The 23,970-nt window shown below is 43.0% G+C and carries 16 protein-coding genes; 4 read left to right on the forward strand and 12 right to left on the reverse strand.

Annotation, left to right across the window (positions count from 1 at the left end; all coding sequences use genetic code 11):
• From CLV99_RS23200 to CLV99_RS08775, 3 genes are all read left to right on the forward strand, one after another.
• On the forward strand, window positions 1-2,569 hold a 2,569-nt coding region (locus CLV99_RS23200), incomplete at its 5' end, for an Ig-like domain-containing protein (protein WP_162850072.1).
• A 25-nt stretch (window positions 2,570-2,594) separates the two neighbouring features.
• Window positions 2,595-3,605: a PorP/SprF family type IX secretion system membrane protein gene (locus CLV99_RS08770; RefSeq protein WP_133584134.1), complete on the forward strand. Its 1,011-nt coding sequence runs from the start codon at window positions 2,595-2,597 to the stop codon at window positions 3,603-3,605.
• Between the two features lie 18 nt (window positions 3,606-3,623).
• Entirely contained in the window at window positions 3,624-5,573 is a 1,950-nt protein-coding gene (locus CLV99_RS08775) for an OmpA family protein (RefSeq protein ID WP_133584135.1), read from the forward strand.
• A 93-nt stretch (window positions 5,574-5,666) separates the two neighbouring features.
• Here CLV99_RS08775 and CLV99_RS08780 read toward each other — a convergent pair whose 3' ends face one another.
• Together CLV99_RS08780 and CLV99_RS08785 are read right to left on the reverse strand one after the other, a co-directional pair.
• Window positions 5,667-6,320, reverse strand: coding sequence for a sigma-70 family RNA polymerase sigma factor (locus CLV99_RS08780; protein WP_133584136.1), 654 nt, complete (start codon window positions 6,318-6,320; stop codon window positions 5,667-5,669).
• A 101-nt stretch (window positions 6,321-6,421) separates the two neighbouring features.
• Window positions 6,422-6,838, reverse strand: a complete 417-nt coding sequence (locus CLV99_RS08785; protein ID WP_133584137.1) for a hypothetical protein — start codon at window positions 6,836-6,838, stop codon at window positions 6,422-6,424.
• 268 nt (window positions 6,839-7,106) lie between these two features.
• Between CLV99_RS08785 and CLV99_RS08790 the strand changes: the two genes are divergently transcribed.
• Window positions 7,107-7,847 carry an AAA family ATPase gene (locus tag CLV99_RS08790; protein WP_133584138.1) on the forward strand — a complete coding sequence of 247 codons (741 nt, stop codon included), beginning with the start codon at window positions 7,107-7,109 and terminating at the stop codon, window positions 7,845-7,847.
• A gap of 165 nt (window positions 7,848-8,012) precedes the next feature.
• On the opposite strand, the gene CLV99_RS08795 is transcribed toward CLV99_RS08790, so the two are convergent.
• From CLV99_RS08795 to CLV99_RS08840, 10 genes are all read right to left on the reverse strand, one after another.
• Window positions 8,013-10,706 (reverse strand): M14 family metallopeptidase, encoded by a 2,694-nt coding sequence (locus CLV99_RS08795; RefSeq protein ID WP_133584139.1) that lies wholly within the window; start codon window positions 10,704-10,706, stop codon window positions 8,013-8,015.
• Window positions 10,706-13,138: an alpha/beta hydrolase family protein gene (locus CLV99_RS08800; RefSeq protein WP_133584140.1), complete on the reverse strand. Its 2,433-nt coding sequence runs from the start codon at window positions 13,136-13,138 to the stop codon at window positions 10,706-10,708. Before CLV99_RS08800 ends, CLV99_RS08795 begins: the two co-directional genes overlap by 1 nt.
• Window positions 13,116-14,672 carry a S10 family peptidase gene (locus CLV99_RS08805; RefSeq protein WP_133584141.1) on the reverse strand — a complete coding sequence of 519 codons (1,557 nt, stop codon included), beginning with the start codon at window positions 14,670-14,672 and terminating at the stop codon, window positions 13,116-13,118. Before CLV99_RS08805 ends, CLV99_RS08800 begins: the two co-directional genes overlap by 23 nt.
• A 2-nt stretch (window positions 14,673-14,674) precedes the next feature.
• A complete protein-coding gene (locus CLV99_RS08810) occupies window positions 14,675-16,165 on the reverse strand; it encodes a RagB/SusD family nutrient uptake outer membrane protein (RefSeq protein ID WP_133584142.1) in 1,491 nt (496 codons plus the stop codon).
• Window positions 16,166-16,197: 32 nt separating this feature from the next.
• A complete protein-coding gene (locus CLV99_RS08815) occupies window positions 16,198-19,659 on the reverse strand; it encodes a TonB-dependent receptor (protein ID WP_162850073.1) in 3,462 nt (1,153 codons plus the stop codon).
• Window positions 19,660-19,818: 159 nt separating this feature from the next.
• Window positions 19,819-20,958 carry a FecR family protein gene (locus CLV99_RS08820; protein ID WP_133584144.1) on the reverse strand — a complete coding sequence of 380 codons (1,140 nt, stop codon included), beginning with the start codon at window positions 20,956-20,958 and terminating at the stop codon, window positions 19,819-19,821.
• A gap of 73 nt (window positions 20,959-21,031) precedes the next feature.
• Window positions 21,032-21,586 (reverse strand): RNA polymerase sigma factor, encoded by a 555-nt coding sequence (locus tag CLV99_RS08825; protein WP_133584145.1) that lies wholly within the window; start codon window positions 21,584-21,586, stop codon window positions 21,032-21,034.
• A 270-nt stretch (window positions 21,587-21,856) separates the two neighbouring features.
• Window positions 21,857-22,882 carry an ACR3 family arsenite efflux transporter gene (gene arsB / locus CLV99_RS08830; protein ID WP_133584146.1) on the reverse strand — a complete coding sequence of 342 codons (1,026 nt, stop codon included), beginning with the start codon at window positions 22,880-22,882 and terminating at the stop codon, window positions 21,857-21,859.
• Between the two features lie 8 nt (window positions 22,883-22,890).
• Complete coding sequence (locus tag CLV99_RS08835) at window positions 22,891-23,499, reverse strand: arsenate-mycothiol transferase ArsC (RefSeq protein WP_133584147.1); 609 nt, start codon at window positions 23,497-23,499, stop codon at window positions 22,891-22,893.
• 11 nt (window positions 23,500-23,510) lie between these two features.
• Window positions 23,511-23,966 (reverse strand): DUF6428 family protein, encoded by a 456-nt coding sequence (locus tag CLV99_RS08840; protein ID WP_133584148.1) that lies wholly within the window; start codon window positions 23,964-23,966, stop codon window positions 23,511-23,513.
• Between the last annotated feature and the right edge of the window lie 4 nt (window positions 23,967-23,970).

Below are 23,970 nucleotides of genomic sequence, written 5' to 3' on the forward strand. Positions count from 1 at the left end.
TAGTAATCCGGTTGCTAATGCTTCTGTGGAGTACACCGTTTCAGGTTTGACAGGCGTTCAGACATCTACATTAATTGGTACTTCAGATGCTAATGGGCAGTTTGAACTAACGTTGACCAGTGAGAAGATCGGTACAGCTAGTATCACAGCTACTGCTAGTGGTAGAGCGATCACGGTAGGAAGCCCTGCATTGGTTACGTTTGTTGCCGGTGCTATTGATTTCAGCCTATCTAATATTGAGGTTATTGATAATAACGCAACTGCAGATGGTGTTGAAGAGAATAAAGTACGAGTCAACTTATTGGATGCTTTTAGTAATCCGGTTGCTAATGCTTCTGTGGAGTACACCGTTTCAGGTTTGACAGGCGTTCAGACATCTACATTAATTGGTACTTCAGATGCTAATGGGCAGTTTGAACTAACGTTGACCAGTGAGAAGATCGGTACAGCAAGCATCACGGCTACGGCTAATGGTACTACTATCACATTAGGTAGTCCAGCTGAAGTGACGTTCGTTGCAGGAGCTATTGACTATACAAAATCGAATCTTAAGGTTACAAAAGACAATGCTGTTGCAGACGGTGTAGACTACAATGAGTTCACGGCTACAATCATGGATGCGTTTGAGAATCCTATTGCGAATAAGGATGTAGTATTCAGTATTACTAACCCTGATGGTACTAAGGACACAAGAACAGTCAAAACAGATGCAGCTGGTGTGGCAGTGATCGAGACTAGATCGACAAAACCAGGGACAGTTACGGTAGACGCTCAAGTAGATGCTAAGTCTATCAACGGTAGCCCGGCTACAGCGAAATTTGTTATTGCGAATAATTTATTGATAGCAAAAGTAGCTGATCAAACACGTGTCAAAGCAGGTACAAATACAAGCTTTACAGTTACGATCACCAATAACGGCCCTGCTAAGATTGAGGTGGGTAAAGTTATCACCCTTGGCGAGATACCAAGTACAGGATTAACAATCACTGGATACGCTGTAACTTCAGGTAATGCTATCGCAGCGGGTACTGGAAATACAGCTACCGTAACTACCAATAGTGAGATTACAGTAGGAGGTACAATAATTGTAAAAGTAACAGCAGCGGTAGGAGCGGATGCACCATCGACTATCACCAACGGTATCAAAGTATGGGGACCAGATAAGGATCCTGGTACTGACCCAGAGGATGATAAGGATGATACCCCTGAGGTGCCGGTAGATCGAGAGTCGAATCTGAGTATTGTGAAAAAGGCAGATCAGACACGAGTAAAAGCCGGAGAAAATACTACCTTTACGTTGACTATTACAAATGATGGTCCATCTACTATCGATGTAGGCAAAAAAATCCAGTTGACAGAGCGTCCTGGTGAAGGTGTAACCATCGATAAATATGAAATAGTAGGTGCCAACGCAATTGTTAGTGGAACAGCTAATAATGCAGTGGTTACTACAACAGCGAAGATTGCAAAAGGACAGACTATAGTGGTAAAAGTAACCGCTAAAATAGATGCAGATGCACCTTCGACGATTACCAATGGTATCACGGTATGGGGACCAGATAAGGACCCAGGTACAGATCCTGAGGATGACACGGATGACACACCTCCGATTCCTGTAGATCGTGATTACAAATTGACCATAGAAAAAGTAGCAGATGAGAGCAAGGTAAAAGCCGGAGAGTCTACGACATTCACAGTGACGATAACCAACAACGGACCGTCGGTAATGGAGATAGGCAAAGATATCAAATTGGTAGAACGTCCTGGCGCTGGTGTGAGCATAGAGAAGTATGAGATAGTTGGTAATAACGCGACAATATCAAGTACAGGTAATAATGCCACGGTAAAAACTACAGCTAAATTAACAGTTGGCGGTACAATTATCGTGAAGATCACAGCTAAGGTGGATGATGAGGCTCCTGAGAAAATTACTAACGGTATCTCCGTGTGGGGACCAGGTAAAGAACCGGGAACAGATCCTGAAGATGATAAAGATGATACACCGGAGATCCCAGTGGTTTATCCATTGATCCAAGCGGTAGATGATGTTGCTGAAACAAAAACTGCTGTAGCTGTAGAGATTGATGTATTAGCGAATGATATCGTAACCAAATGGGATATTAATCCGACTTCTCTTGAGGTGGTATCTTCTTCGGTAGGAGCGACTGCAACTGTAGGAATAGATGGTAAAGTTACCTATATCTCTTCTCGTGAAATGATTGGTGAAGATACCTTTACTTATCGTGTGAAAGATATTAAAGGTCGATGGAGTAATACGGCGACAGTGCGTGTAGCTGTTATGAACAATGATCTGGATATTCCAAATATCATCACGCCGAATGGCGATGGTAAGAATGATGAGTTCCGGATCAAAGGCCTAGAGCTTTATGACAGAGTAGTACTGACTATCGTCAACCGTTGGGGGAATGAGGTGTATAAGAGCAATAAGTACAATAATGACTGGTCTGGAGCTGGATTGAGTGAAGGTACATACTTCTATGTACTGGAGCTAGTGAAAGGCGGTAAGTCAGAAGTACAAAAGGGATGGGTGACGATCAAGTCAAATTAATTGAAATAATTAAGAAATACGTGTTATGAAACGATACGGAATAAAAAGTGCATTAGTGTTGACCATGGCTCTTCTAGGAATGAAGAGCTACGGCCAACAGAATATTCAGTTTACACAATATATATTCAATTCGATCAGCGTAAACCCAGCCTATACCGGGTATAAAGAAGAGTGGTTCGGACAGATGGGCCTTCGCAGTCAATGGTCCGGATGGGATGGCGCACCGAAGACAGGAACGATATCTATAGACGGGGTAGTTGATCAGGATAAGCGGCATGGTGTGGGCTTACAGATAACCGGAGACCAACTCGGAGCGCAAGGAGCGATGAGTGCCTATGCTAACTATGCTCTTCGCCTACAATTGGACCGTGCAGACGAGCATCGCCTGGCATTAGGGATTGCAGCGGGAGCAACACAATATAGTTTGGACGGAAATAAATTAAAATTCCACGATCAAGGTGATCAAGCTGTGCCTGAAGGTAAGATTTCGACCTGGCGGCCAGATGTGCGACTAGGAGTGTACTATAGCAACCCCAAGTGGTATGCTGGTGTGGCGGTACACGATTTGTTTACCAATAGCAAGAGTGGAGAGGATTTTCAATTCAACCTAAACTCTTTAGAGAGTCTCTATAGAAGTATACACGGTTATTTCATAGCCGGGATGTTGGTCGAGTTGGATCGGGGATTGATGTTGCGCCCAAGTATCCTTATCAAGGATGATTTTAAGGGGCCGACGTCTATGGATGTCAATGCTATGTTTATCTTTAATGAAAAGTTTTGGATAGGTGCTAGTTATAGAACAAGAGCGAAAATATTCGATAGGGACTATGTTTCAAAATCTGCAGCGAAGCTCAGTGCGTTAAACTCGATGAGTGGTATTGCGCAGTTTTATGTTTCACCGAAATTCAGAATAGGCTATTCTTATGATCACATGCTTAATAGAATGAGTGGTATGCAGAATGGAACACATGAAGTGACATTAGGTGTTACATTTGGAAGAACAGGAAGACAAGTGATGAGCCCTCGATATTTCTAACTATTAATTGTGAGCTATATGGAAAGAAAATATTATAAAGGAATAGGTGCTTTAGCAATGCTTTTAGCACTCAATTTTCAACATATTCAGGCACAGGAGCAACCAGGTAGAAGAGCTAGGGCAGAGCAGGAGTTCTTGAGAATGGAATACGCGAATGCCGCGCAATCCTACGAACAGTTGGTACTGGATAAAAAGAAACCAAAAACGGAAGATTTAGAGCGGTTGGCAGAAAGCTATTATTATATTAAGCGTTACGACCTTGCCGAAAATTGGTTCTCACGTGTGGTAGCACTTCAAGATGCTAGCCAAGAGGCGCATCTAAAGTATGCTGAAGTATTGAAGCAACAAGGGAAATATCCCGAAGCGAAAGAGCAGTACGCAAAATATATAAGTAAGTATGGGGCTAGCCCCGAAGTAGAACGGGCTATCGTCGGAGCAGATTCTGCTGCTTACTGGATGCAACATCCTACCAAGCACCAGATCAATAACGAGCAGGCTATCAATACCGCTTTGGCTGAGTTTGGATTGACACCTACCGCTAATGGAGCACTGTATGCTACAGAGCCGAATAGCCTATTACAGGACAAAAGTGGTATGACCGGACAGTCTTACCTTAGAGTGTATTCGGCGGAACGCCGTATTGACGGTTCGTTGCATTATCCTAATATAATGACCGAGTCATTCAATAACTCCCCTTTTCATGTGGGACCGGTAGCGGTCAATCTGGCAAATGATATGTTATTCCTAACACGTACTTACGCTGGTAAGGACGCACAGAAATACAAAGCACATTCGCAACGCTGGAAGAAGCAAAACCTAGAGCTCAAAATCTATAGAAAGAATGGTGAGTCGTGGACAGAAGAAGATTTTCCGTATAATAATGTAAAGGCGTATTCTTTGGGCCATGCAACATTGAATAAAGACGAAAATATTCTTTACTTTGCATCAGATATGCCTGGTGGACAGGGAGGTGTTGATATTTGGTATTGTGAATTACAGCAGGATGGTTCCTGGGCTGCTCCCAAGAATGCCGGAAGCCAGATCAATACGAGTGGAGACGAAATGTTTCCTTCGGTAGAAGGTGATGATTTTTATTTTTCGAGTACCGGACATATCGGAATGGGAGGTTTGGATATTTTTAAAGCAACAGGCGCGAAGTCTACATTTACCGTTCCCGTCAATATGGGATATCCGGTCAACTCTGCTTCGGACGATTTTGCCTTTGTGACCAGTATGGATGATGCCATGCATACGATGGGATATCTCTCTTCAAATCGTACGGGAGGAGTAGGATCTGACGATATTTATTCCTTTTCTTTGACAAAACCTAGGTTAAATATTGAACTTCTTACTGTCGTGAAGGATAAAAAGACCGGAGAAATTCTAGATCGGGCGGTTGTAATGCTATATGAAGAAAATAAAGTAATAGCCCGAGGAAGTACAGATAACAAAGGTGAAATTAATTTTGATATTGGTAAAGGGTTGTCTTACAGGGTTTACGGAGAGCGTGAAGGGTATATGGCAGATAGTGCCTCCTTCAATGCGGTGTATCCTCGACAAGATACCACCATATATTTAACACTTAATTTGCAACCTGTAAATAAAGTTGGCGAAAAATTTGTGTTAGAAAATATATATTACGATTTTGACCAATCTAAAATCCGTCCAGATGCGGCACTGATTTTAGACAAGTTAGTAGCGACGATGCGGAATAACCCGACACTGAAAATTGAGCTTTCAAGTCATACGGATAGCCGCGGAGCGAAGAAATACAATGAGAAATTGTCCCAAAGACGTGCACAGGCAGCTGTGGATTATATTGTGGCTAAAGGGATCGAACGCGATCGATTAGTAGCTAAAGGCTATGGCGAATCGAGATTGGTCAACAAATGTGCGGATGGCGTAGATTGTACACCGGACGAACACCAAGCAAACAGAAGGACGGAAGTCGAGGTGCTTGCTTATTAAAATGCTCAGTTTTTTTATCATACATTCCGTATGATTTTATAATGGTAGATGCGGAATGCGGTATTCTCTCCCCGATTATACCGCTTCCATTTTTTAATTGGATAAGCTACCAATAGCAACAAATACCTTATCAACCACATTATTGCAATAGATAAGATTAAATTCGAATAAATCAGAAGGGCTATAGCTTTTCTCTATTTCTCTGCGAAGTTTATCCTTTGCCCGATTGAGTCTGACTTTAACATTACTTTCGCTGATATCCAGTATATTGGCCGTCTCGGCAACATCGAGACCGTTGATTTCGCGTAAGGAGAAAACCATGCGATATTCAAGAGGGAGTCGGGATAAGGCATCCTCGATTACACGGCGAAGTTCGCGGCGCTGCAAGATAGCATGCGAGTCTGGATTGGAATGACTGAACATTGGTTGCGTGGCATCATTGATTTCCATGCTTGTCTCGTTTTTGAAGCTCCACTTTTCTCGCCTCCGATAGCAGTTGTTCAGCATGATGCGCATAATCCAGGATTTAAATTGAGCGCGACCTTCAAAAGTGTCAAGCCCTTTAAAAGCGTCGACAAAACTATCTTGCATCAGGTCTTGAGTATCCTCATGATTGTAATTGTAAGATCTTCCAATTTTATAAAGATAGGGGTTGAATCGTCTTACAATCAGTTCGTAGAGTCTGGTGTCGCCCGCTAATATACGGTCGATAAGTTCAACCTCGGGGAGGTCATTGAATTGTTCCATAGTGTATTTTATGTAGATTTTGTGTCCTTCAAACCTACATAAAATTGCAAGAAATACAGAGCTAAATACCTACATATTTAGCCTGAAAACTAATATAAATCCTAAGGCATTCGCCAGGCGAACAGCTCAGGCTGTAGTTGTTTGATAAAACCCAATAGTGTTGGGGATTCAATTACTTTAGATTCCTCGATAATGACCTTATTAAAGGTGATTATATTTAAATCTATTCTGTTCAATCTAGATTCGAGCTGCTTTAGTTTCTTTGACAGCCCGGACTGAGAAAGACCGGTGTGAAGCAGCAAAGCCGCACTCAAGGAGTGGTTCAATGCTTTCAGCTTTAAGGAAGAGGTCTGGATGAAATCCGTATTTCTTGCCGTTTTTCCTAGATGTTGAAAATATGTCAAGATTTCTTTGATACTGACCTCCGAGGAGATACCAGTTCCCAGAGATATCAACACGGTATTGTGCAGTGGTGCGGTAGGTCGCTCCTTTGATAAATCGTTACTGATCTGTAGCATAATTCTGTTCCTCTTCTTTTTAGAATGTCTCTAGTATAATCTATAGTTGTATTCTCAAATACCTATCCCATGCAACAAGAAGTTATTATGGCGGTATCTATTGACATAGAGTAGGTGAAAGGCTAAAAGGTTACAATTTTTTTTCTGGACCAGTAAATTAAATCCGATACTGGAGTAGCAACTGGTTAGAACTATTCTTCAACTTTGCGGATGCTGTACAAACTTCATAAAGTTCGTACCTTTGCAACGGAAAATTAGTTATTGTATAATGAATATCGCGGATTTATTAATTACCAAAAAAGAAGCCATTGCGTTAGATGATATGATTCTTGCTGACGAAAGCCGGGGACAGCTAGATCATCTGTTGAAAGAACATAAGTACTTAGATGTGCTCCAAGGCTATGGCTTGCCAGTAAATAATAAAATTCTTTTATACGGAGCTTCCGGTTGTGGAAAGACTAGCACCGCTAAGGCGTTGGCAAATGCATTGAATAAGCCCATTTATATTCTTAATTTAAGCAATGTGATCAGCGCCAAGATCGGAGAGACCTCCCAACACCTTAAACAGATATTTGACAAAGCAGGTCGGGACCAGGCAGTTCTTTTCCTAGACGAATTTGACCAGATAGGGAAGTCCCGGATGAGTGAAGATAAAGATGTCGGAGAGATACGCCGCCTCGTCAATACATTGATACAACTCATCGATTACTACCCGGAAAAAGCATTACTTATTTGTGCGACCAATCATATTGAAGTTATTGATGCAGCTATCCTTAGACGTTTTCAACTACAGATTGAATACATTCTACCATCTAGCCCAGTACTCGATAGATACTACGATTCTTTATTAGCGAAGCTACCTGCGCAAATCGCCGAAGGCGTCCAGCGTAAATATAATATATCATTTGCTGAGGCCAAGGATTATGCGTTTACACAAGCGAAGTATAATGTCATCACGCAGTTGGAAAGTGGAGAATCTATCCTACAGGATGAGGTTTTGGAGGTCTAGTGAGGTGCAAATCTACAAGAACACAATATTCGCAGAGAGAAAGAAATAGTACCCCAACTGTCTCAATTATTTTCTGAGGCGACAGATCAAACACGATGAAGTGTATACAAAAAAGCCTCAATATCTTTTAAGATATTGAGGCTTTTATTAAAAGTAAATAACCTTTTAGTCGTACAGTTGATTGAACAACAATTTGAAGGTAGCATGACTCTGTGCTCTGTTTGTTATCTCCGGACCAAAGGCGATAAGCTTTCCTTTGCCCATTATTGCGGCAAGCCCGATCTGGGTTCCATCTAAGTACTGTTGGCCATGTGCCCAACCGCTCAGAAGCGGAGTTTTATTACTAAAATGACCTAGAGAATAAAGTGTGGAGCTATTTTCAAATTGAAATACAGGACTATTATTGAAGACAATATTAACGTTCTCGTCCAATCCCGCATTTTCTGCACGGGACACATCCAGACTCGCGCGTAAGATACTTGTCGGGATATAGTATTCTGAACTGGATAGGCGAGCAGGTTTGTTGTCCTTCCCGGCCTTTGTCAAAGGATCCGTTACGGGTAGATTAAAGTGGTAAACCAAGTCTGCCGAGCTCCCTATAGTCAGAATCCGCCCTCCATTCTCAATATATTGTTTCAATTGAGGAATAGATTTTTCGAGACTGACCTGTCCCATCAAATGATTTAACTCCTGAGGAACCAGATTCGCTTCCGGAAGTCTGAACTTGGTACTTTGCTCATTGCGTGCTGGAATACCCTGTCCTACAAAAAGTACAATGTCATATTTTTTTAGATCACCATTATCTATATTCTGCGGATAGAACAATTCATAGTTGAAGCCATATTGTTCCAATATCCAGCGTGCCCATCCCGATGGCATTGATCCACCGTAGTGATCAAACAGACCTATCTTCAAGGCTTTTACGGGAGCCAGATGATTAGGCTTTTTATCTATAGCCTCTACCCGTAGGCCTAGGTCTTGGATGTTCTGCTGTAGTAATTTTTGCTGTTTAGCATCAATATAAAAATCTTTAGAATCCAGATCGCGCTGTGGTTTTAAACCGGCAGCAATTAATTTATTGATCACTAGAAAAGCGTCATTGGCTTTGCCGTTTATCAGATAGCCGCCTTTACTGCTAGGGAGTTGTTCGGTGGTCGCAACCAATGCGGCACCGTGTGGTTTACGTTCGAATGGTCCAGTTATCTCTTCATAAAAGCGATCATATTGCACCCCCATCTGTAGGCCTAGCGTCCAACCCGCAGCATCGTAGGGGCGTATAGGAGGACCACCTTCATACTCCGTGTCATGTGGATGATCCTGTGGTTCAAACATATCGATAACTTGTGGACGGAATGCTTGATTTGTCTTTACAATTATGGAATGTTTGGGGTATTGTTTGCCTTGTACGCTAAACGGGGCTGTGGCCTGATAGACATACACGCCAGATTTGATCAGTGCATTGACAAATTTGACTGCAGTACCAAAATCTGCCTGATCTGCAGATAGGATGTACACCCTCGGATCCCGATGTTCTGGAGTACGGTACAGGCTATCGAAATAAGAAGCCGGAATACGTTTCGAACGGTAGAAGGACGTCGCGTCTTCTACGATCTTACCTGCTTTAAGATCTTTTTCATAGGCCGTTTTCAGTAGATCGATATAACGCGGGTAGGCCGTCCAATGATCGGTATTACCCCGGTCTATAGAGTTTTTTCCCATTTTATAAAAGTTGTAGAGCAACTTGTCTCCATTCCGTGCAGCATAGTCTAATATGGCCATATTCATCGATACCGAATAATCAATAGATTGTTTGAAATGCCATTTCTGCGGAGCTATTGGATTAGGTAGTCCATTCCTTGGGATCTGACGCTCCGCTACCAGTGGTATGGTAGAAGGAGTGGGACTACCAGTTGTTTCTGTCAATATACCAATCATGTTATGAAAGTACGGAGCAGTGCGCAATCCTCCATTCCACCAAGTAGAAAACGTCGATTGATCCATACGTACATACCCAGGTTTATCTTCTTCATTCAATCGATTGATCATCGCAAAGCCCACACCATCAATTCCTGTTACCAACAGCGGATCATATACATGGTTGAAAGGATCGCGGTAAGGAGGGCCAGCCACTACGGTTCCATCGGGCGAAGTCTGGTGGTGGTTGTAGACAATCTGTGGCAACCAGTCTACATACATGACCTTCGCCAGGTTACTGGCTTCCTTCATATTGTACATGAAGAAATCCCGGTTGTTATCATGGCCTACATACTTTTGGTATAAGGTAGGGATTGACATATTCCTATCCTTAGGATTCTCATATTGCATGTACCAATCAGCCAGTAGGTCCTGCCCATCAGGATTGACATGCCACATCAGGATAACAACTTTATCCAGATAGTTCAATATATCAGCCTCATTGCTTGAAGCCAACTGATATAATGTTTCAATCATTTGGTGCGACCCCACAGTTTCATTAGAGTGCATCCCTCCATCGATCCAAACGATAGGCTTGCCTTCTACCGATAGTTGTCTGGCCTGTTGTTCATTTATGCCTTCAGCACGGCCGAGTGACTGGGATATTTTTCGGTATTTCTCAACATTGGCAAGGTTTTCCGGGGAAGAAATAACCAAGAGATACTGTTGACGCCCTTCTTCGGACAACCCAGCTTTCTCGATTAATACCCGGTTGGATTCTGCGGCAACTTTCAGGAAATAGCTTTCCATCATTTTGTAGTTCGCTATTTGATAATCGTCGCCTATGTTAAACCCAAAATGAGATTTTGGAGTACTTATTTGCTGCGCCTGCACAGCTCCTATGCTGAGCGCTAAAAACCAAATTAAAATAGTTCTAACTGCCATTATTTCGTGTCCTTTCTGTTTTTAACATAGTTCTCTAACCATTGATCTTGCTCCCAAAAGGTATGCAACACACCTTCTCTGCTACGGTAGCCATGAAATTCTTTAGGTAGTAGTACCAGGCGTACAATACCGCCATGCCCCTTGATCGCTGCATAAAGACGTTCACTCTGTATCGGGAAAGTACCTGAGTTTTCATCATCCATACCATGTGTCATCAGCAATGGACGTTTTATATTTGGCGCATAGGTAAAAGGAGACATCTTATCATAGACATCTTTGGCCTGCCAGTAGGTACGGGCCTCGCCTTGAAATCCAAAGGGAGTCAGCGTACGGTTGTAGGCACCACTTCGGGCGATACCTGCTGCAAAGAGATCTGTATGAGCCAATAGATTGGCGGTCATAAATGCACCGTACGAATGCCCTCCTACACCTATACGATTTCTATCGGCTACTCCTAGATCCACGACGTAGTCGATCAGTGCTTTTGCATTGTCCTCAATCTGTTGGATAAATGTGTCATTAGGTTCATTGCTTCCCTCACCGACGATGGGCATATCAGCTTGGTCGAGTACAGCGTAACCTCTGGTCACCCAGAATACAGGCGATCGGAATGCCAGTCTTGGGTATCGGTGTGGCGAACCTTTGACCTGTCCCGCAGCAGCTCTAGTTTTAAATTCTCGTGGGTACGCCCATATCAATACGGGTAGGGGGGCATCGCCTTTTTTGAAACCTTCGGGTAGATATAGGGTCGCTGATAGGTTCAAGCCATCTTTACGGGGATATGATAAAAGTCTTTTCTCTACATTTTGAAGACTTGGATAAGGATCTGAGAAATGTGTCAACTGATCCTCCGCTTTTGATTTTAACGTAATAGCGTATACGTTGGGCGAAGCCGTTGATGATTCTCTGAAAACATAGACAATTCCCTTGTCGTCATAATGCAGAGGTTCTTCGTAATAGTTTCGTTTAGATTTGTATAAGGTGTCCTGTTTGCTCGTATGTACATTCCATCGCATTACAAAGGGACGATCTCCTTCTTTTGATGCACCAGTTCCTTGAGTGTAAATATTTCCTTTGTTATCACCACGTAACATTCCTTTGCCATTAAGAAGAAATTTTCCTGGATCACTATACGTATCTTCCGATTTACGATTGGCCAATACACGAAGTACTTTGTTAGTTTTGGAATCCATTACCGTCAATTGCGAAGTACGGTCTTTGCGCCAATTTTCTTCTATGATACCAAAGCCTGTGCTCCATGAAACCTGACGGATCCTATATTTACTGATATAGAGCTTTGTCGCTTGATTGATTTCAAAAGGTGCATTAGTCTGGAGTAGCTCATCGCGGAACTCTCTGTTTTGATTTGGGTCACCAGCGTCCTGCGCTACCGTCCATAACAAGGTAGCATCTTTATCCTTACGCCAGGAGAAATTGCGCGGCCCCGCAATCACTGCATCAAAGCTGATAGGAAGGTTGTCCCCTAAAGGAATGGTGTGTATGGTTTTACTGCTATTGTCGCTTAGGTTTACCACAGCGACTTCAACAGGAAACAGTTGAATGGGTACGAGATAAGAATAAGGCTTCACGATTTTTTCGACCAAGATGTACTTGCTATCTGGCGAATAGCTTGCATCATTTAAGATTCCCGAAATCCCCGTTTCCCTAATCTGTCCATTACGATCGATTTCGACTAATGAGGAACTTAGATAATAGCTCATCAGGTCTTCATCATGCGCATTGCCCAATAGGTTTTGATAGGTACGGGAAGGAGTGATTCCACCTAGGTTTTGTTGGACAATTGGTCCGATTGGAACCGGATTCGCTTCGGGAGCCTTCTGGTCGGCAAAGGCAACCCGTTGTACCAGTAAGGTGTTTTCATCTTTCCATTGAAAAGTTTTACCGAAACTATCGTTGACCTGGTCCATCAGCTTACGGGCTTTTTGCGTAGTCAGATCCGCTATCCAAAGTTCGGTATGCTTTATAGTTTTATTAAGAAACGCAAAAGAGTTATTAGAGGGAGACCAGTTGATATCTGCCAGTTGTAGGTCTTTTGGGAGACCGTCCAGCGAGAATTCTTTTCCTGTTTTAATATCCCGTATCCGTATCGATTTATACTTACCCGAGTTTTCGCCCACAGTAGTGTAGGTTATGGGATTGATACGCAATCCCGCAATCCCTAATACGGGTTGTGATGCCTCTATAATGGTTTCAAAGCCTGGGGCTTCGAGGATGAGCATCCATACGCCATCACTACTTATTTTTATATCCGGTATTTGTGGAGCATCGACCAGATCCACGATGCTTTGTGGAGGTAGTTTATAAGGAATCTGTTCCTGGGCAAGTGCAGTGGTCGCTATTAACCAGGAGCTCGTAATGAGGGTCAGCCGCGTAGCTAACGTCACCCACTTAGTTCTTCTTGTAAAATTCATCAGCATCATTATTTAGTTGTATCATACATTCTTTTGGCATATAGACCATATGGCCTGCCTCATAATAAGTAAAGGAAGTCTTGGCTTGCTGTTCGGGGCGCAGGTTCATATGCTTGACGACATACTCTGCTGCATGATAGGGGGTAGCCAGATCATAATAGCCAGCGATAACCCATACCTTGAGGTCCGGATTTTTGGACATTGCCTGCCTTAACAATTCCGAGCTGTTAAGATACTTATTTTGCACGTTATCATAGTTCCAAGGATGGACTGCACCCGAAAAATCGTAAGGTAGGTTATTCTTAAAACCTAGTTCAGTCCGTATATGGTTATTAATGGTGGCCGAGAATGTGCCCGCTGTATTGCCTGCCGGGTCGAACTCGACCTGTTGTCCGCTATCATCATAGTCTCTCCCTATGGCACGGCTATCCAGCCGCCCTACAGTAAGGCCCTCATCCCTGCGTAACTCTTTACAGAATTTATGGATGTTGATACGGAGATTGGTCGATCGGATATACGGAATCGACAAGCCTGTGTAGTAGGCCAGTTTGTTCGCGATATGTTCATATTCTGTAGTGCTCAGGTCAGAGCCTTTATTCAGCGCGAGTAGGTACTCCGTATTGGCAAATTTTTCTACTTCATCCAATGTCTTTCTCAGGTTCTGCTGGAGTTCTGGAGCAAGCTTTTTATGGTAAAATGCTGTAGCGGTATAAGTCGGTAGAAATAAGGGGTAAGGCACATCATTGCCTATTTCAAAACGTGCTGTCTGCATATTCAATATAGAGCTTAGCATAATGACCCCATCAAAAAACAGGGTGTAGCGCGATTGTAGGTATTGCACCAATCCGGCTGCACGTGGTGTACCATAGCTTTCGCCCATAATGTATTTTTTTGAAGACCAACGCTCGTTTTTAGTAACATACAGTCGGATGAAATCCGCTACCGATTGTACGTCCTCCACGAAGCCGTGAAACTGTTTGGGGTCTTCACCCGTTACAGCCCTACTGTACCCTGTCGATATAGGGTCGATAAATACAAGGTCTGTTTTATCGAGCCATGTTTCCGGATTATCGGTGTAGCTATAAGGGTAGACGGCGTCTCCAGCATCATTTAGTACAGGACGCTTTGGCCCCATAAAACCGAGATTGACCCATACCGAGGCCGATCCTGGTCCTCCATTGAAGGCAAATGTTAGTGGACGGTCCGCCGCTTTTTTGCCTGTGGCGATATAGGCGATAAAAAAGACATTTCCTTTTGCATTACCGTCTTCATCCTTCAGTTGGACATAACCTGCTTGGGCGGTATAATCTAATGTGCCACTTCTCAGTCTAGCACGGTGCTTGGTTTCGACGATATTCGGAATAATAGAAGAATTAGATTCGATCACCGAGGTATCAATAGATAGCGGTGTTGCTTTTGCAGATTTGTGGTATGCTGGTCCTCTAGGAATAGAGGGAGCCAGGCTCCCTGCCTGCGCCCATATACTGATGGGCGCAAGTAGAAAGGCTACTATATAATACAATTGTTTTACCATTATCAGTCATTTTTGATGAGGTTATTCAAAGTCAATTCACTGTTCGGTATCGGAAATATATAGTTAGGCTCCGTAGGTGCGACAGCAGGGATAGACTGTTTTACTTTTGATGGTATAGTCTGCCCTAGACGCATGATGTCACCATTCCGGATGCCCTCTCCCAAGAATTCAATCCTTCTTTCTTCTATAATTCGGTCGAGATAGGTGTCCAGCGTCCCGAAGTCGCTAGAGGCGTATGTTTTCCCTTGGTTAGAACGAGAATAGATCGCATTAAACAAGGCGAGCGAGCGGCTGTCAATAGATTTTTTACTCCTTGCCAATGCTTCCGAAAGATTCAGGACGACCTCAGCATAACGGATTACAGGGATGTAGTCTAAATAAGGTGAGGCCTGATAAAATTTGAAAAGCCAAGGGCGGCCGCTTTGTTTGCCGACCTTCACAAACGAAGTCCGTCTATCATCATCTGCAGCCCAAGTGTTCGAAGCAAAGATTCCTTCAACCACATTCAGGGAGTACTCTCCGGCCCCATTGCTCGTTGGTGTCCCTCCATCCGTAAGCCCTGGCATATAATACCGCGGTAGCGATGATCCCGGTGCATCGTTGGAACTGAAAGGCATGGAGAAAATAGATTCATCTGAGGTATATGGAGCTTTAAATACTTCAGTAACACTGCCCATTAATTTATTGGCTACGCCCGTGGGGGCTACGAATGGTGCTGCAGCAGGGACAATCTTATCCGCCTCTGTGATCACTTTGTCGTACTCGCCCATACTCAGGTATACCCGGGTTTTTAAAGCGATAGCTGTGTTTTTGTGAGCACGTGTCGTGTTCAGTGCAGCAGAGCTATAATTCGATGGCAGGTTCTTCTCGGCAAAATCTAAATCATCTAAGATCTGCTTATACGTCTCCGCTACAGAGCTCCTTTTGAGGTCGTAGTTCCCGGGACCGACATTTCCTTTTAGTCGTAGAGGTAGACCAGGCATACTGCCTTTGCCATCCCAGAAAGGACGGGCATAGAGCTGCAGAAGCAGGTAGTAGCTCGTGGCACGTATCAGTCGGGCTTCCGCATTGTACTGGTTGAACTGCTCTTCGCTCAGTACTGCTTTCCCTTTGCTCTCGAGGCCTTCGAGAAATACATTCACCTTATTTATGGCGAGGTAACCTGCCGCCCAGACATCTTCTACATCCGAGGTCGTGGCCTGTGTTAGCATCGAGAATACAATGGCCCCTGTAGCACCATTCATATTGGAAGAATGAAATTCGCCGGTGCGGACATCACTCAATAGTACTCCCCAGCTACCGTACAGGTTAGTTGCTTTAAGATTTACATATAGACCGTTCACCTGGTTGCCTATCCGTTCTGCGCTACCGAAAGCAGTCTCATCAGTGATTAGAGTCAGTGGATTTGGATTTAGCCATTCGTTTTTCTTGCAGCTCGCTAGGGATAGTACAAGTAGCGAAGAGCATAGTATATATTTTAGATTATTCTTCATGATATAAATTCCTAAATAGTGATCAATAATGATTAAAAACCAACAGATAAGCCAACCGTATACGTACGCGCATTTGGCGCCTGGTTCTTATCGATACCCTGTTGTATGGCTGCATTACCAAAAGTCGTTACCTCTGGGTCGAATCCGGTGTATTTGGTCCACATTGCCAGGTTCTGTCCACTTACATAGGCACGTAGGTTTCCGACTCCTATTCTTTTGGCTATAGTGCTAGAGAAGTTATAGGCTATCATGACATTTTTAAGTCGGATAAAATCCGTCGAACTTACATTCTTGGACAGTGGAAGGGTATTGCCATTAGAAACATTGTCATTATTTACCAGACGGGGAATGTCTGTGTTGTCCCCTGGTTTTTGCCATCTATCCAACATGTCTACCGAATTGTTCCAGAAGCGCATATCACGCATGCTGCCCTGTGTTCCGTTCATCATATGTCCACCGAATTGATAGGTAATCAATGCCGATAGCTCTATGCCTTTATAGTTGAACGAGTTAGACCAACCTCCGAATACCTTAGGTGCTACGTTGCGGTAAGGCTTAGCGTCTTCAGCAGGCGTGATTGCACGTGCACGGCTTCCATCCTCATATTCCCATTGATATTTGACACCATTCCCTCCGTTCAAGCTCTGCTGATAAAGCACTTTATTGCCATTACCATCCAAGAAAATCTGACGGCCCGTAGCTGGGTCGACACCCGCAGTTTCAATTACATAGAGCATACCTGCACTTTGTCCCGGCATTGTGATGGTCAGACCATCGTTAGAGCCCAATATGATACTGGATACTCCATTGGCCAGATTTTTAACTTCATTCTTATTGGTCGTGAAGTTGAAAGAAGTATTCCAGGTGAAATTGTCATTCGTTATTGGCGATGTATTTAATGTTAGTTCTATGCCTTGATTATACATTTCACCTACGTTTTGCAGGATACGGTTGTTAGTCGCATTCGGAATTCCAGCGGAAGGAGGAAGAGGAACAGCGATGATCAAGCCATCGACGGTATTACGGTAGTATCCGATTTCCCCTGTTATTTTGCCGAATAAGCCAAAATCAAGACCGATATCTAATTTTTTACTGGTTTCCCATTTGAGATCCGGGTTACCTGTTATGGAGTAGGTCAATCCCGGCTGGCCACCATATAGATTCGCGCTATAGGTATTGATGGCACCAAAGTCTGTAAGGCCGCCTACATTTCCAACTTTACCGTAACTTCCGCGCAGCTTAAGGTTTGTGAGCGTGCTGGCGATAGAAGCGTCTTTCCAGAAATCTTCTTTTGTAATATCCCATCCTGCAGATACGCCCCAGAATACCCCTTTTTTATTGTTTAATCCCAATGCTGAATATTCATCCTGGCGTAGGTTTGCAGTTATGTAGTACTTCTTCATATAGTCGTACTGTACCCTAGAGAATAAGGAGAATAGGTAGTTGTTGATTTCGGGATTACCAGTAGCATAAGCCACTACATTCTGCCATCCCCCTTGTATCGTCGTGTAGTATGGATCACTTTGTCCAGTGCGTTGCAGACCGAACTGATTTCCTGTAGTGCGTTGCTGTTCTTGGCCCAGTAATACACCTAAGCTGTGCACATCAGCAAATTTTTTATCAATATTTAGTGTATTGGTCCATACCCAGCGCTCCTTGTTGGCTTGGAGATTAAATGTAGAGCCGTTGGTCGATATTGCTTCACCCGAGAGTGGCGACAGGTAATGATCGTATTTTGCAAGGCGGTAGTCTATACCATAAATACTCTTGAAGGAAATCCATGGTAATGGATTAATCTGTATAAAAGCATTAGACTGTATATTATTGACATGATTGTTCGATCGGTTGTGGTCCAAAGAGATCACAGGGTTGTAAAAACCAAAACGGGATTGGTTAAGGTGGCCTTCATTATCCATTAGTCCGATGAAACCACTTGCTGTCGTATTGTAGCTGCCATCATTATTGTAGGGAGCTGCGACTGGAGCCGATATCAGGGCTATCCGGGACATGGCACCCGAAGAAGATGAAGATTGAAAAGCACCCGTAGAACCTGTACCCGTAGACATCGCTGCGAGGTTGTTTTCGTTAGAGAAATTTAGTTTAGCGCCTACCTTCATCCAATTGGTGGTCTTGTTGTCAATGTTGAACATTGCTGACTTACGTTCGAAACCACTGCGTTGAAAAATACCTTCTTGGTTCGCGTAGGATATCGACCCGTAATAGTTAGTCTTATCCGTCGCTCCTGATATATTCAGTGCGTGGCTATGTGACTGCCCCGTGCGGTAGATATAGTCATTCCAATCCGTGTCGATAAAATTTCCGTCTTTATCCTTGTTTAGCGAGAAATAGTTTGTTTTATCGTTGTAAGAGCCGTCGTTTCGTATTCCTTCATTTTTTATTTCCACATACTGGGCTGCATTCAGCATCTTGGGTAATCTGTTTGCTTTATTGATGCCATACCAGCCTTCGTAGTTGACACGTGTCGATCCTCTTTTACCTTTTTTTGTAGTGATGAATACAACACCATTTGCAGCTCTACTACCGTATATACTCGTGGCAGCAGCATCCTTTGCGATATCAATACTCTCGATATCAGCAGGATTGATTGCCGATAGCGGGTTGTTAGAAGCATAGCTCGGTCCAGAGTCATCGTTGGTGTCAAATGCAGGTACACCATCAATGACTACGAGTGGATAGGTGCTGAGCGATAGCGAGTTTGTGCCTCTGATCTTGAATACAGGAGCCTGGTTCGGTACCCCTGCATTGGCACTTACCTGTACTCCTGAAGAACGGCCTCCCAGTGCCGCATCAAAACTCTGCACCGGAAGACTATTGATGTCATCTCCTTTCACGGAGGTCAGGCTTCCCGTACTTTCTTTGCGCGATTGGGTACCGTATCCGATTACGACCACCTCATCCAGCTGTTCTTCTGACGATTGCAAAATAATTTCTATAGGGCTGGCATCTGTAATTAGCTTCTCTTGCGGTAGATAGCCGATGTATTTTATGACAAGTACACTGTTGCGCGGTACATTGAAAGAAAAATGCCCCTTATTATTGGTCGAAGTAGCGAGACTGCTTCCTTTTATGCTCAATGATACACCCGCGATAGGTTGACGGTTGGCATCGAGGACCCGGCCACTTATTGCTAACTCTTGCTGATTATGCCTAGGCTCTGTCGGTGTGCTGACCTCGTTTACGTCCGGTTTTTGGATCAGTACCGTATTGTCGTTGATTTTGTACTGAAGTTTCTGCTTGGACAGTAGCTCTTCTAGCGCGGTAGTCCAACGCATATTTTCACAGCGTAGATTTACATTTTCATATTCATTCACATTCCTTGTGTTGTATATAAAGTCTATGCCCGTTTGATTTCTGATTTCAGCCAGAACAGCTTTAAACGGCTTGTTTCGAGCTTCTATAGTGACATATTGACCATAACTATTTGCACTGACCTGTACGCAAGCGATGGTTAGCAACAAGATGATGAGTTTCATGTGCATCAAAATTTTGACGGTCCTGTTCCCTACAGGTTGCCGCCATGAGTGAGAAGTTTTGTACATTTGAATAGGATAAAATGATTTATAATTTTCGTAGTGAATCGTTATCTCATACGGAGGTGTTGCCGCACCTCCGTATATTGTTTTTCATAGGTGTTATTTTTTCAATACATAGACTCCTCCTTCTTTAACTTTAAATCTAATTGATGAGACTTCCTGTAAGTTCTTTAATAATTCTTCTAGGCTATTGGTGCGTTTGAATGAACCGGAAAAACGGTCATCACTTTCATAGTCATAACTGACAAATTCCAGGTTATACCATTCGTTGATCGAATTCATCAATTCCCGGATAGTTAGGTTGTCAAAGTAAAGGTATCCTTGTTGCCAGGCAGTCACTTTCTTTAGGTCTGCTTTTCGCTTTTGAAGAGCATTGTTCCCAAATGCCTGTTCGCCAGGTTTCAATAATATACTGTTCTCCTTGTTGTAGATCTTTACAGCACCTTCGAGTAGCGTTATTTCCTCTTCTTTACCCACGGTAGCATTTACGTTAAAATTTGTCCCCAGCACCCTGGTTACGTTATGTGGCGTCTTTACATGAAAAGGCCATTCTTTATTCCCCATAACATCAAAGTAAGCGTTGCCGATTAGCGAAAGGCTGCGCACATGCTTATCAAACACCAACGGTACGTTTATTTCCGAGTTACCACTTAATAAAACCTCGCTTCCATCAGGGAGAAAAACCCGGTGCAGCTGTCCTTTTTTGGTGTTTATTTTTAATTCGAGATTATTAGCCAGCATAGAATCCTCCTTTGCATTGGTAAAAGTAGTGCCGCTGGCATGTACAAATATTCCATAGCGCTGTAGTTCATATTCATTTAATAAACGGAAATTTTGCCCCGGTTCGCGAAGGGAGAGCAGGGGGGCTCTATTGTCAAAAGAGAAGTGTTCCAAAGTTGTATACCCGAAACTATTTTCTGTTTTATAGAATGATCTGAACAGGCTGATAGTACCTATCAGTAGTACTATCGCAACACTGGCATATTTTAGGATAGCGCGCCAGCGATAGGCGAGACCGTTATCCTTCTGTTGGCGTAGGATATTTTCCCACACTTGATTCTGCTGGTGGTCCAAAAAGGGGACAGCTTTGCCATATTGTTTATAGTATTCATCAAATTGTGTTAGGATATCTTCAGAAGGGTTATTGGTCAATAACTCAAGAAGCAGCTTTTCTTCGTCAGGGGTTAGTCCCCCTTCAAAATAGCACTTTAATAAATATGGTAATTTATGTTTATTCATGGTTGGTTACTGAGCTGTTTATAGATATAACAATTCTCAGAACCACGAAGTACTATCTGTGAAAAAATAAATATTAAATAGTGAAGTTTTTGTTATCCTTTTGCAGCTCGTCACGTATGAACTTGAGGGCGGTGGCCATCTGGTTTTTTACAGTCTGTACTGAGATATCGAGATCTAGGGCAATCTCTTTGTGTGAAAAACCTTCCAGTCTACTGCGACGGAAAATCAGTTGGCGGCGGTCAGGGAGCTTTTGGATAATTATTTCGAGCTGTTCACGCAGTTCACTTTCTTTACGGTTATTTTCTTCGGCATCGCTGCTCGGATTATTACATTCCTGTAGCGGTGCAAATAGTGCTTGTTCTCTTTTTATCTGTTTCAGTTTATTGAAGCTTTTATTGCGACATATGACATAGAGATAAGCCTCGATATTGGCATCACAGTCAATATTCTGCCTTCCGTTCCATACTTCTAAAAACGTGTCCTGTACGATTTCTTCCGCATATATCACTTCCCGAAGGATATTGAAAGCAAGTTGGTAAATCTGTGCACTGAAATTGCTATAAAGCTCCCTAAAAGCGAGTTGATTGCCTTTTTGCAACTGTTTTAATATGAAAAAAGCGCTTTTCAAGTGTTTATAAGTTCGGTCGTAGAGCCAAGTAGCTCAACGTCTTTGTTAGTTTAAGTAAACATAATGTATTTTTATTAAATTATAATAGTTTATTTTCCAAACTCTTTGAACCTGATCTTCCTTTCTTAGATATGAACTGGAAAATGGAGCATAAATGTGATGTTTCGGGATGAATACATTATGCTTTCCGTACGCGAGAATGCTATAGGCTAGAGACAATGCTTTAATACCAACACTTTTGGATGGTATTAAAGCGTCTAGCTTGGATGGTTAATATTTCTTTTTAAGCCATAGGCTTATTTTTACGAGGGCGATCAGTACGGGTACTTCGATCAATGGTCCGATTACGCCTACAAATGCCTGTGGAGAATGTATTCCAAATACTGCAATAGCTACAGCTATCGCAAGCTCAAAATTGTTTCCTGTGGCTGTAAAGGAAATTGCCGCATTTCTGTCATAGTCCACATGCATTGCTTTGTTGATGAAAAAACTTATAAAGAACATGAGAACGAAATAAATCAACAATGGAATCGCTACTTTTAAGACCTGCATAGGCAGCAGAACGATCTGCTCTCCTTTTAGGCTAAACATCAGTACAATCGTGAATAGCAAGGCGTATAAGGTGAATGGTGATATAAAAGGGATAAATTTACGATTGTACCAATTCTCACCTTTCCATTTCGTAAGCAATCGTTGGCTTAGAAATCCCGCTAGAAATGGAAGTCCGAGGTAGGTTAATACACTTTTAATTACCTCGCTCATTTTTATCGAAACGGCGTATTCCGCAAAACCAAAGTAAGCAGGGAGCACATTGATAAATAACCAGACAAAGAAACTATAGAAGAGCACTTGAAATATACTGTTTAGCGCAATCAAAAGCGCAGCATATTCTCGATTACCTCCTGCAAGATCATTCCAGACAATTACCATGGCAATACATCGCGCCAGTCCTATGAGAATCAGCCCTACCATATAATCCGGTTCATTTCGTAAAAATATTACTGCAAGGATAAACATTAAAATGGGACCGACCAGCCAGTTGAGCACAAGCGAAAGGCTTAAAACTTTCTTATCCTTAAAAGCCAATGGAAGTAGACTATAGTTAACTTTGGCTAGAGGTGGATACATCATGACTATCAACCCAATGGCCAGTGGGATATTTGTCGTGCCGATAGACAGCTGATCCATGCTGTCTGAGATTCCCGGGAATATATTGCCTACAAGTACCCCTAGTCCCATAGCGATAAAAATCCATAACGTCAGATAGCGATCTAAAAATTTCATTCTTACCTGCATGGTATATCTTATTTAATCTGTGAAAAAATGAAAAACATCTCGGTGGCAATGGCTAGGCTTCTTGCTGCATACACCTCGTTCTGTACCGATGTACCGTCCGACGACTTAGGGTCCTCATAGGTAATCGGTATCCTTTTTTCTGCACCGAGGATAAAAGGACAACCTCCGTCAGCCTGGGAACAGGTCATTACAGCGGCAAAATCAGATTGTGGGTTGAATGCGGCATCATACGTCTTTGAAAACCCAATTATTGGGGGAGCGTTTCTGTCGTATTTTAGTGCATAGATCGGATTGCTACCATCAGCTATTTTATCCACTTCAATCCCCGTCGACTGTAAGCTCTCTACTATTTTAGGGAAAAGAGCAGTTACTTCTGTGCCGCCAGAGTAGCAATAGACATTTGGTATCGCATAGTATGCTACTGCTATCTGTGCCCATACCTGACACAGGTGGCTGCGCCGCGAATTGTGGGTACATATAAAATTGATGTTGACATCCATCCGCTGCGCTACACGGTGCTGAATGTATTCAACCAAGGGCCGTAGGATGGGAATACGCTCCGGGTTGACCTCAGATTTCTGAATGAACGAAATAGTATCTTTGAGTTTTGAATACATATCAATCCCTATTAACAACAACCAGAGCCAGGCGTGCAGGCATTGGATTTCGATTCGACTACAGTAAGGCGACTTGGAATACCGCAGGCATCTTCCGCCAGGCAGGCCGTTGTTTTGGCCGTCAGTATAAAATGCTTGCCGTTAAATGCTAGACCATATTTTCCAATGGTACCACTTTGGTATTCCACTTCAATCTCATGATCTCCGATATGAAGAGTTTTTTCCGACAGTTCAATAATATGCAATAACTTCCCAGGCTTTAACCGGTGTTCATAGTCATCCGCATTCCATAATTGGAAGTTAACCGTGTTTTCTGTTCTCGTCACACCACCACAGTCGATAAAATGTTTGTTGATCTGACCGACTTCAGTCACATGGAAGTGTTCAGGAACAAAAGATCCATCTTCCAGTTGGAATTCGACATGGTCTAATGTCGTTAGGATTTGCTTGATTTCTGATAATTTCATAGCG

It is taken from the genome of Sphingobacterium yanglingense (assembly GCF_004363245.1).
In the GTDB taxonomy this organism is placed as follows: domain Bacteria; phylum Bacteroidota; class Bacteroidia; order Sphingobacteriales; family Sphingobacteriaceae; genus Sphingobacterium; species Sphingobacterium yanglingense.

What these genes read in the sequence shown, in the direction of transcription:
- CLV99_RS08810 (WP_133584142.1), bottom strand. Translation starts at nt 16,165, where the DNA reads ATGAAGAATAATCTAAAATATATACTATGCTCTTCGCTACTTGTACTA.
- CLV99_RS08835 (WP_133584147.1), bottom strand. Translation starts at nt 23,499, where the DNA reads ATGTATTCAAAACTCAAAGATACTATTTCGTTCATTCAGAAATCTGAG.
- CLV99_RS08770 (WP_133584134.1), top strand. Translation starts at nt 2,595, where the DNA reads ATGAAACGATACGGAATAAAAAGTGCATTAGTGTTGACCATGGCTCTT.
- CLV99_RS08775 (WP_133584135.1), top strand. Translation starts at nt 3,624, where the DNA reads ATGGAAAGAAAATATTATAAAGGAATAGGTGCTTTAGCAATGCTTTTA.
- CLV99_RS08805 (WP_133584141.1), bottom strand. Translation starts at nt 14,672, where the DNA reads ATGGTAAAACAATTGTATTATATAGTAGCCTTTCTACTTGCGCCCATC.
- CLV99_RS08840 (WP_133584148.1), bottom strand. Translation starts at nt 23,966, where the DNA reads ATGAAATTATCAGAAATCAAGCAAATCCTAACGACATTAGACCATGTC.
- CLV99_RS08785 (WP_133584137.1), bottom strand. Translation starts at nt 6,838, where the DNA reads ATGCTACAGATCAGTAACGATTTATCAAAGGAGCGACCTACCGCACCA.
- CLV99_RS08790 (WP_133584138.1), top strand. Translation starts at nt 7,107, where the DNA reads ATGAATATCGCGGATTTATTAATTACCAAAAAAGAAGCCATTGCGTTA.
- CLV99_RS08800 (WP_133584140.1), bottom strand. Translation starts at nt 13,138, where the DNA reads ATGAATTTTACAAGAAGAACTAAGTGGGTGACGTTAGCTACGCGGCTG.
- CLV99_RS08795 (WP_133584139.1), bottom strand. Translation starts at nt 10,706, where the DNA reads ATGGCAGTTAGAACTATTTTAATTTGGTTTTTAGCGCTCAGCATAGGA.
- arsB (WP_133584146.1), bottom strand. Translation starts at nt 22,882, where the DNA reads ATGCAGGTAAGAATGAAATTTTTAGATCGCTATCTGACGTTATGGATT.
- CLV99_RS08820 (WP_133584144.1), bottom strand. Translation starts at nt 20,958, where the DNA reads ATGAATAAACATAAATTACCATATTTATTAAAGTGCTATTTTGAAGGG.
- CLV99_RS08780 (WP_133584136.1), bottom strand. Translation starts at nt 6,320, where the DNA reads ATGGAACAATTCAATGACCTCCCCGAGGTTGAACTTATCGACCGTATA.
- CLV99_RS08815 (WP_162850073.1), bottom strand. Translation starts at nt 19,659, where the DNA reads ATGAAACTCATCATCTTGTTGCTAACCATCGCTTGCGTACAGGTCAGT.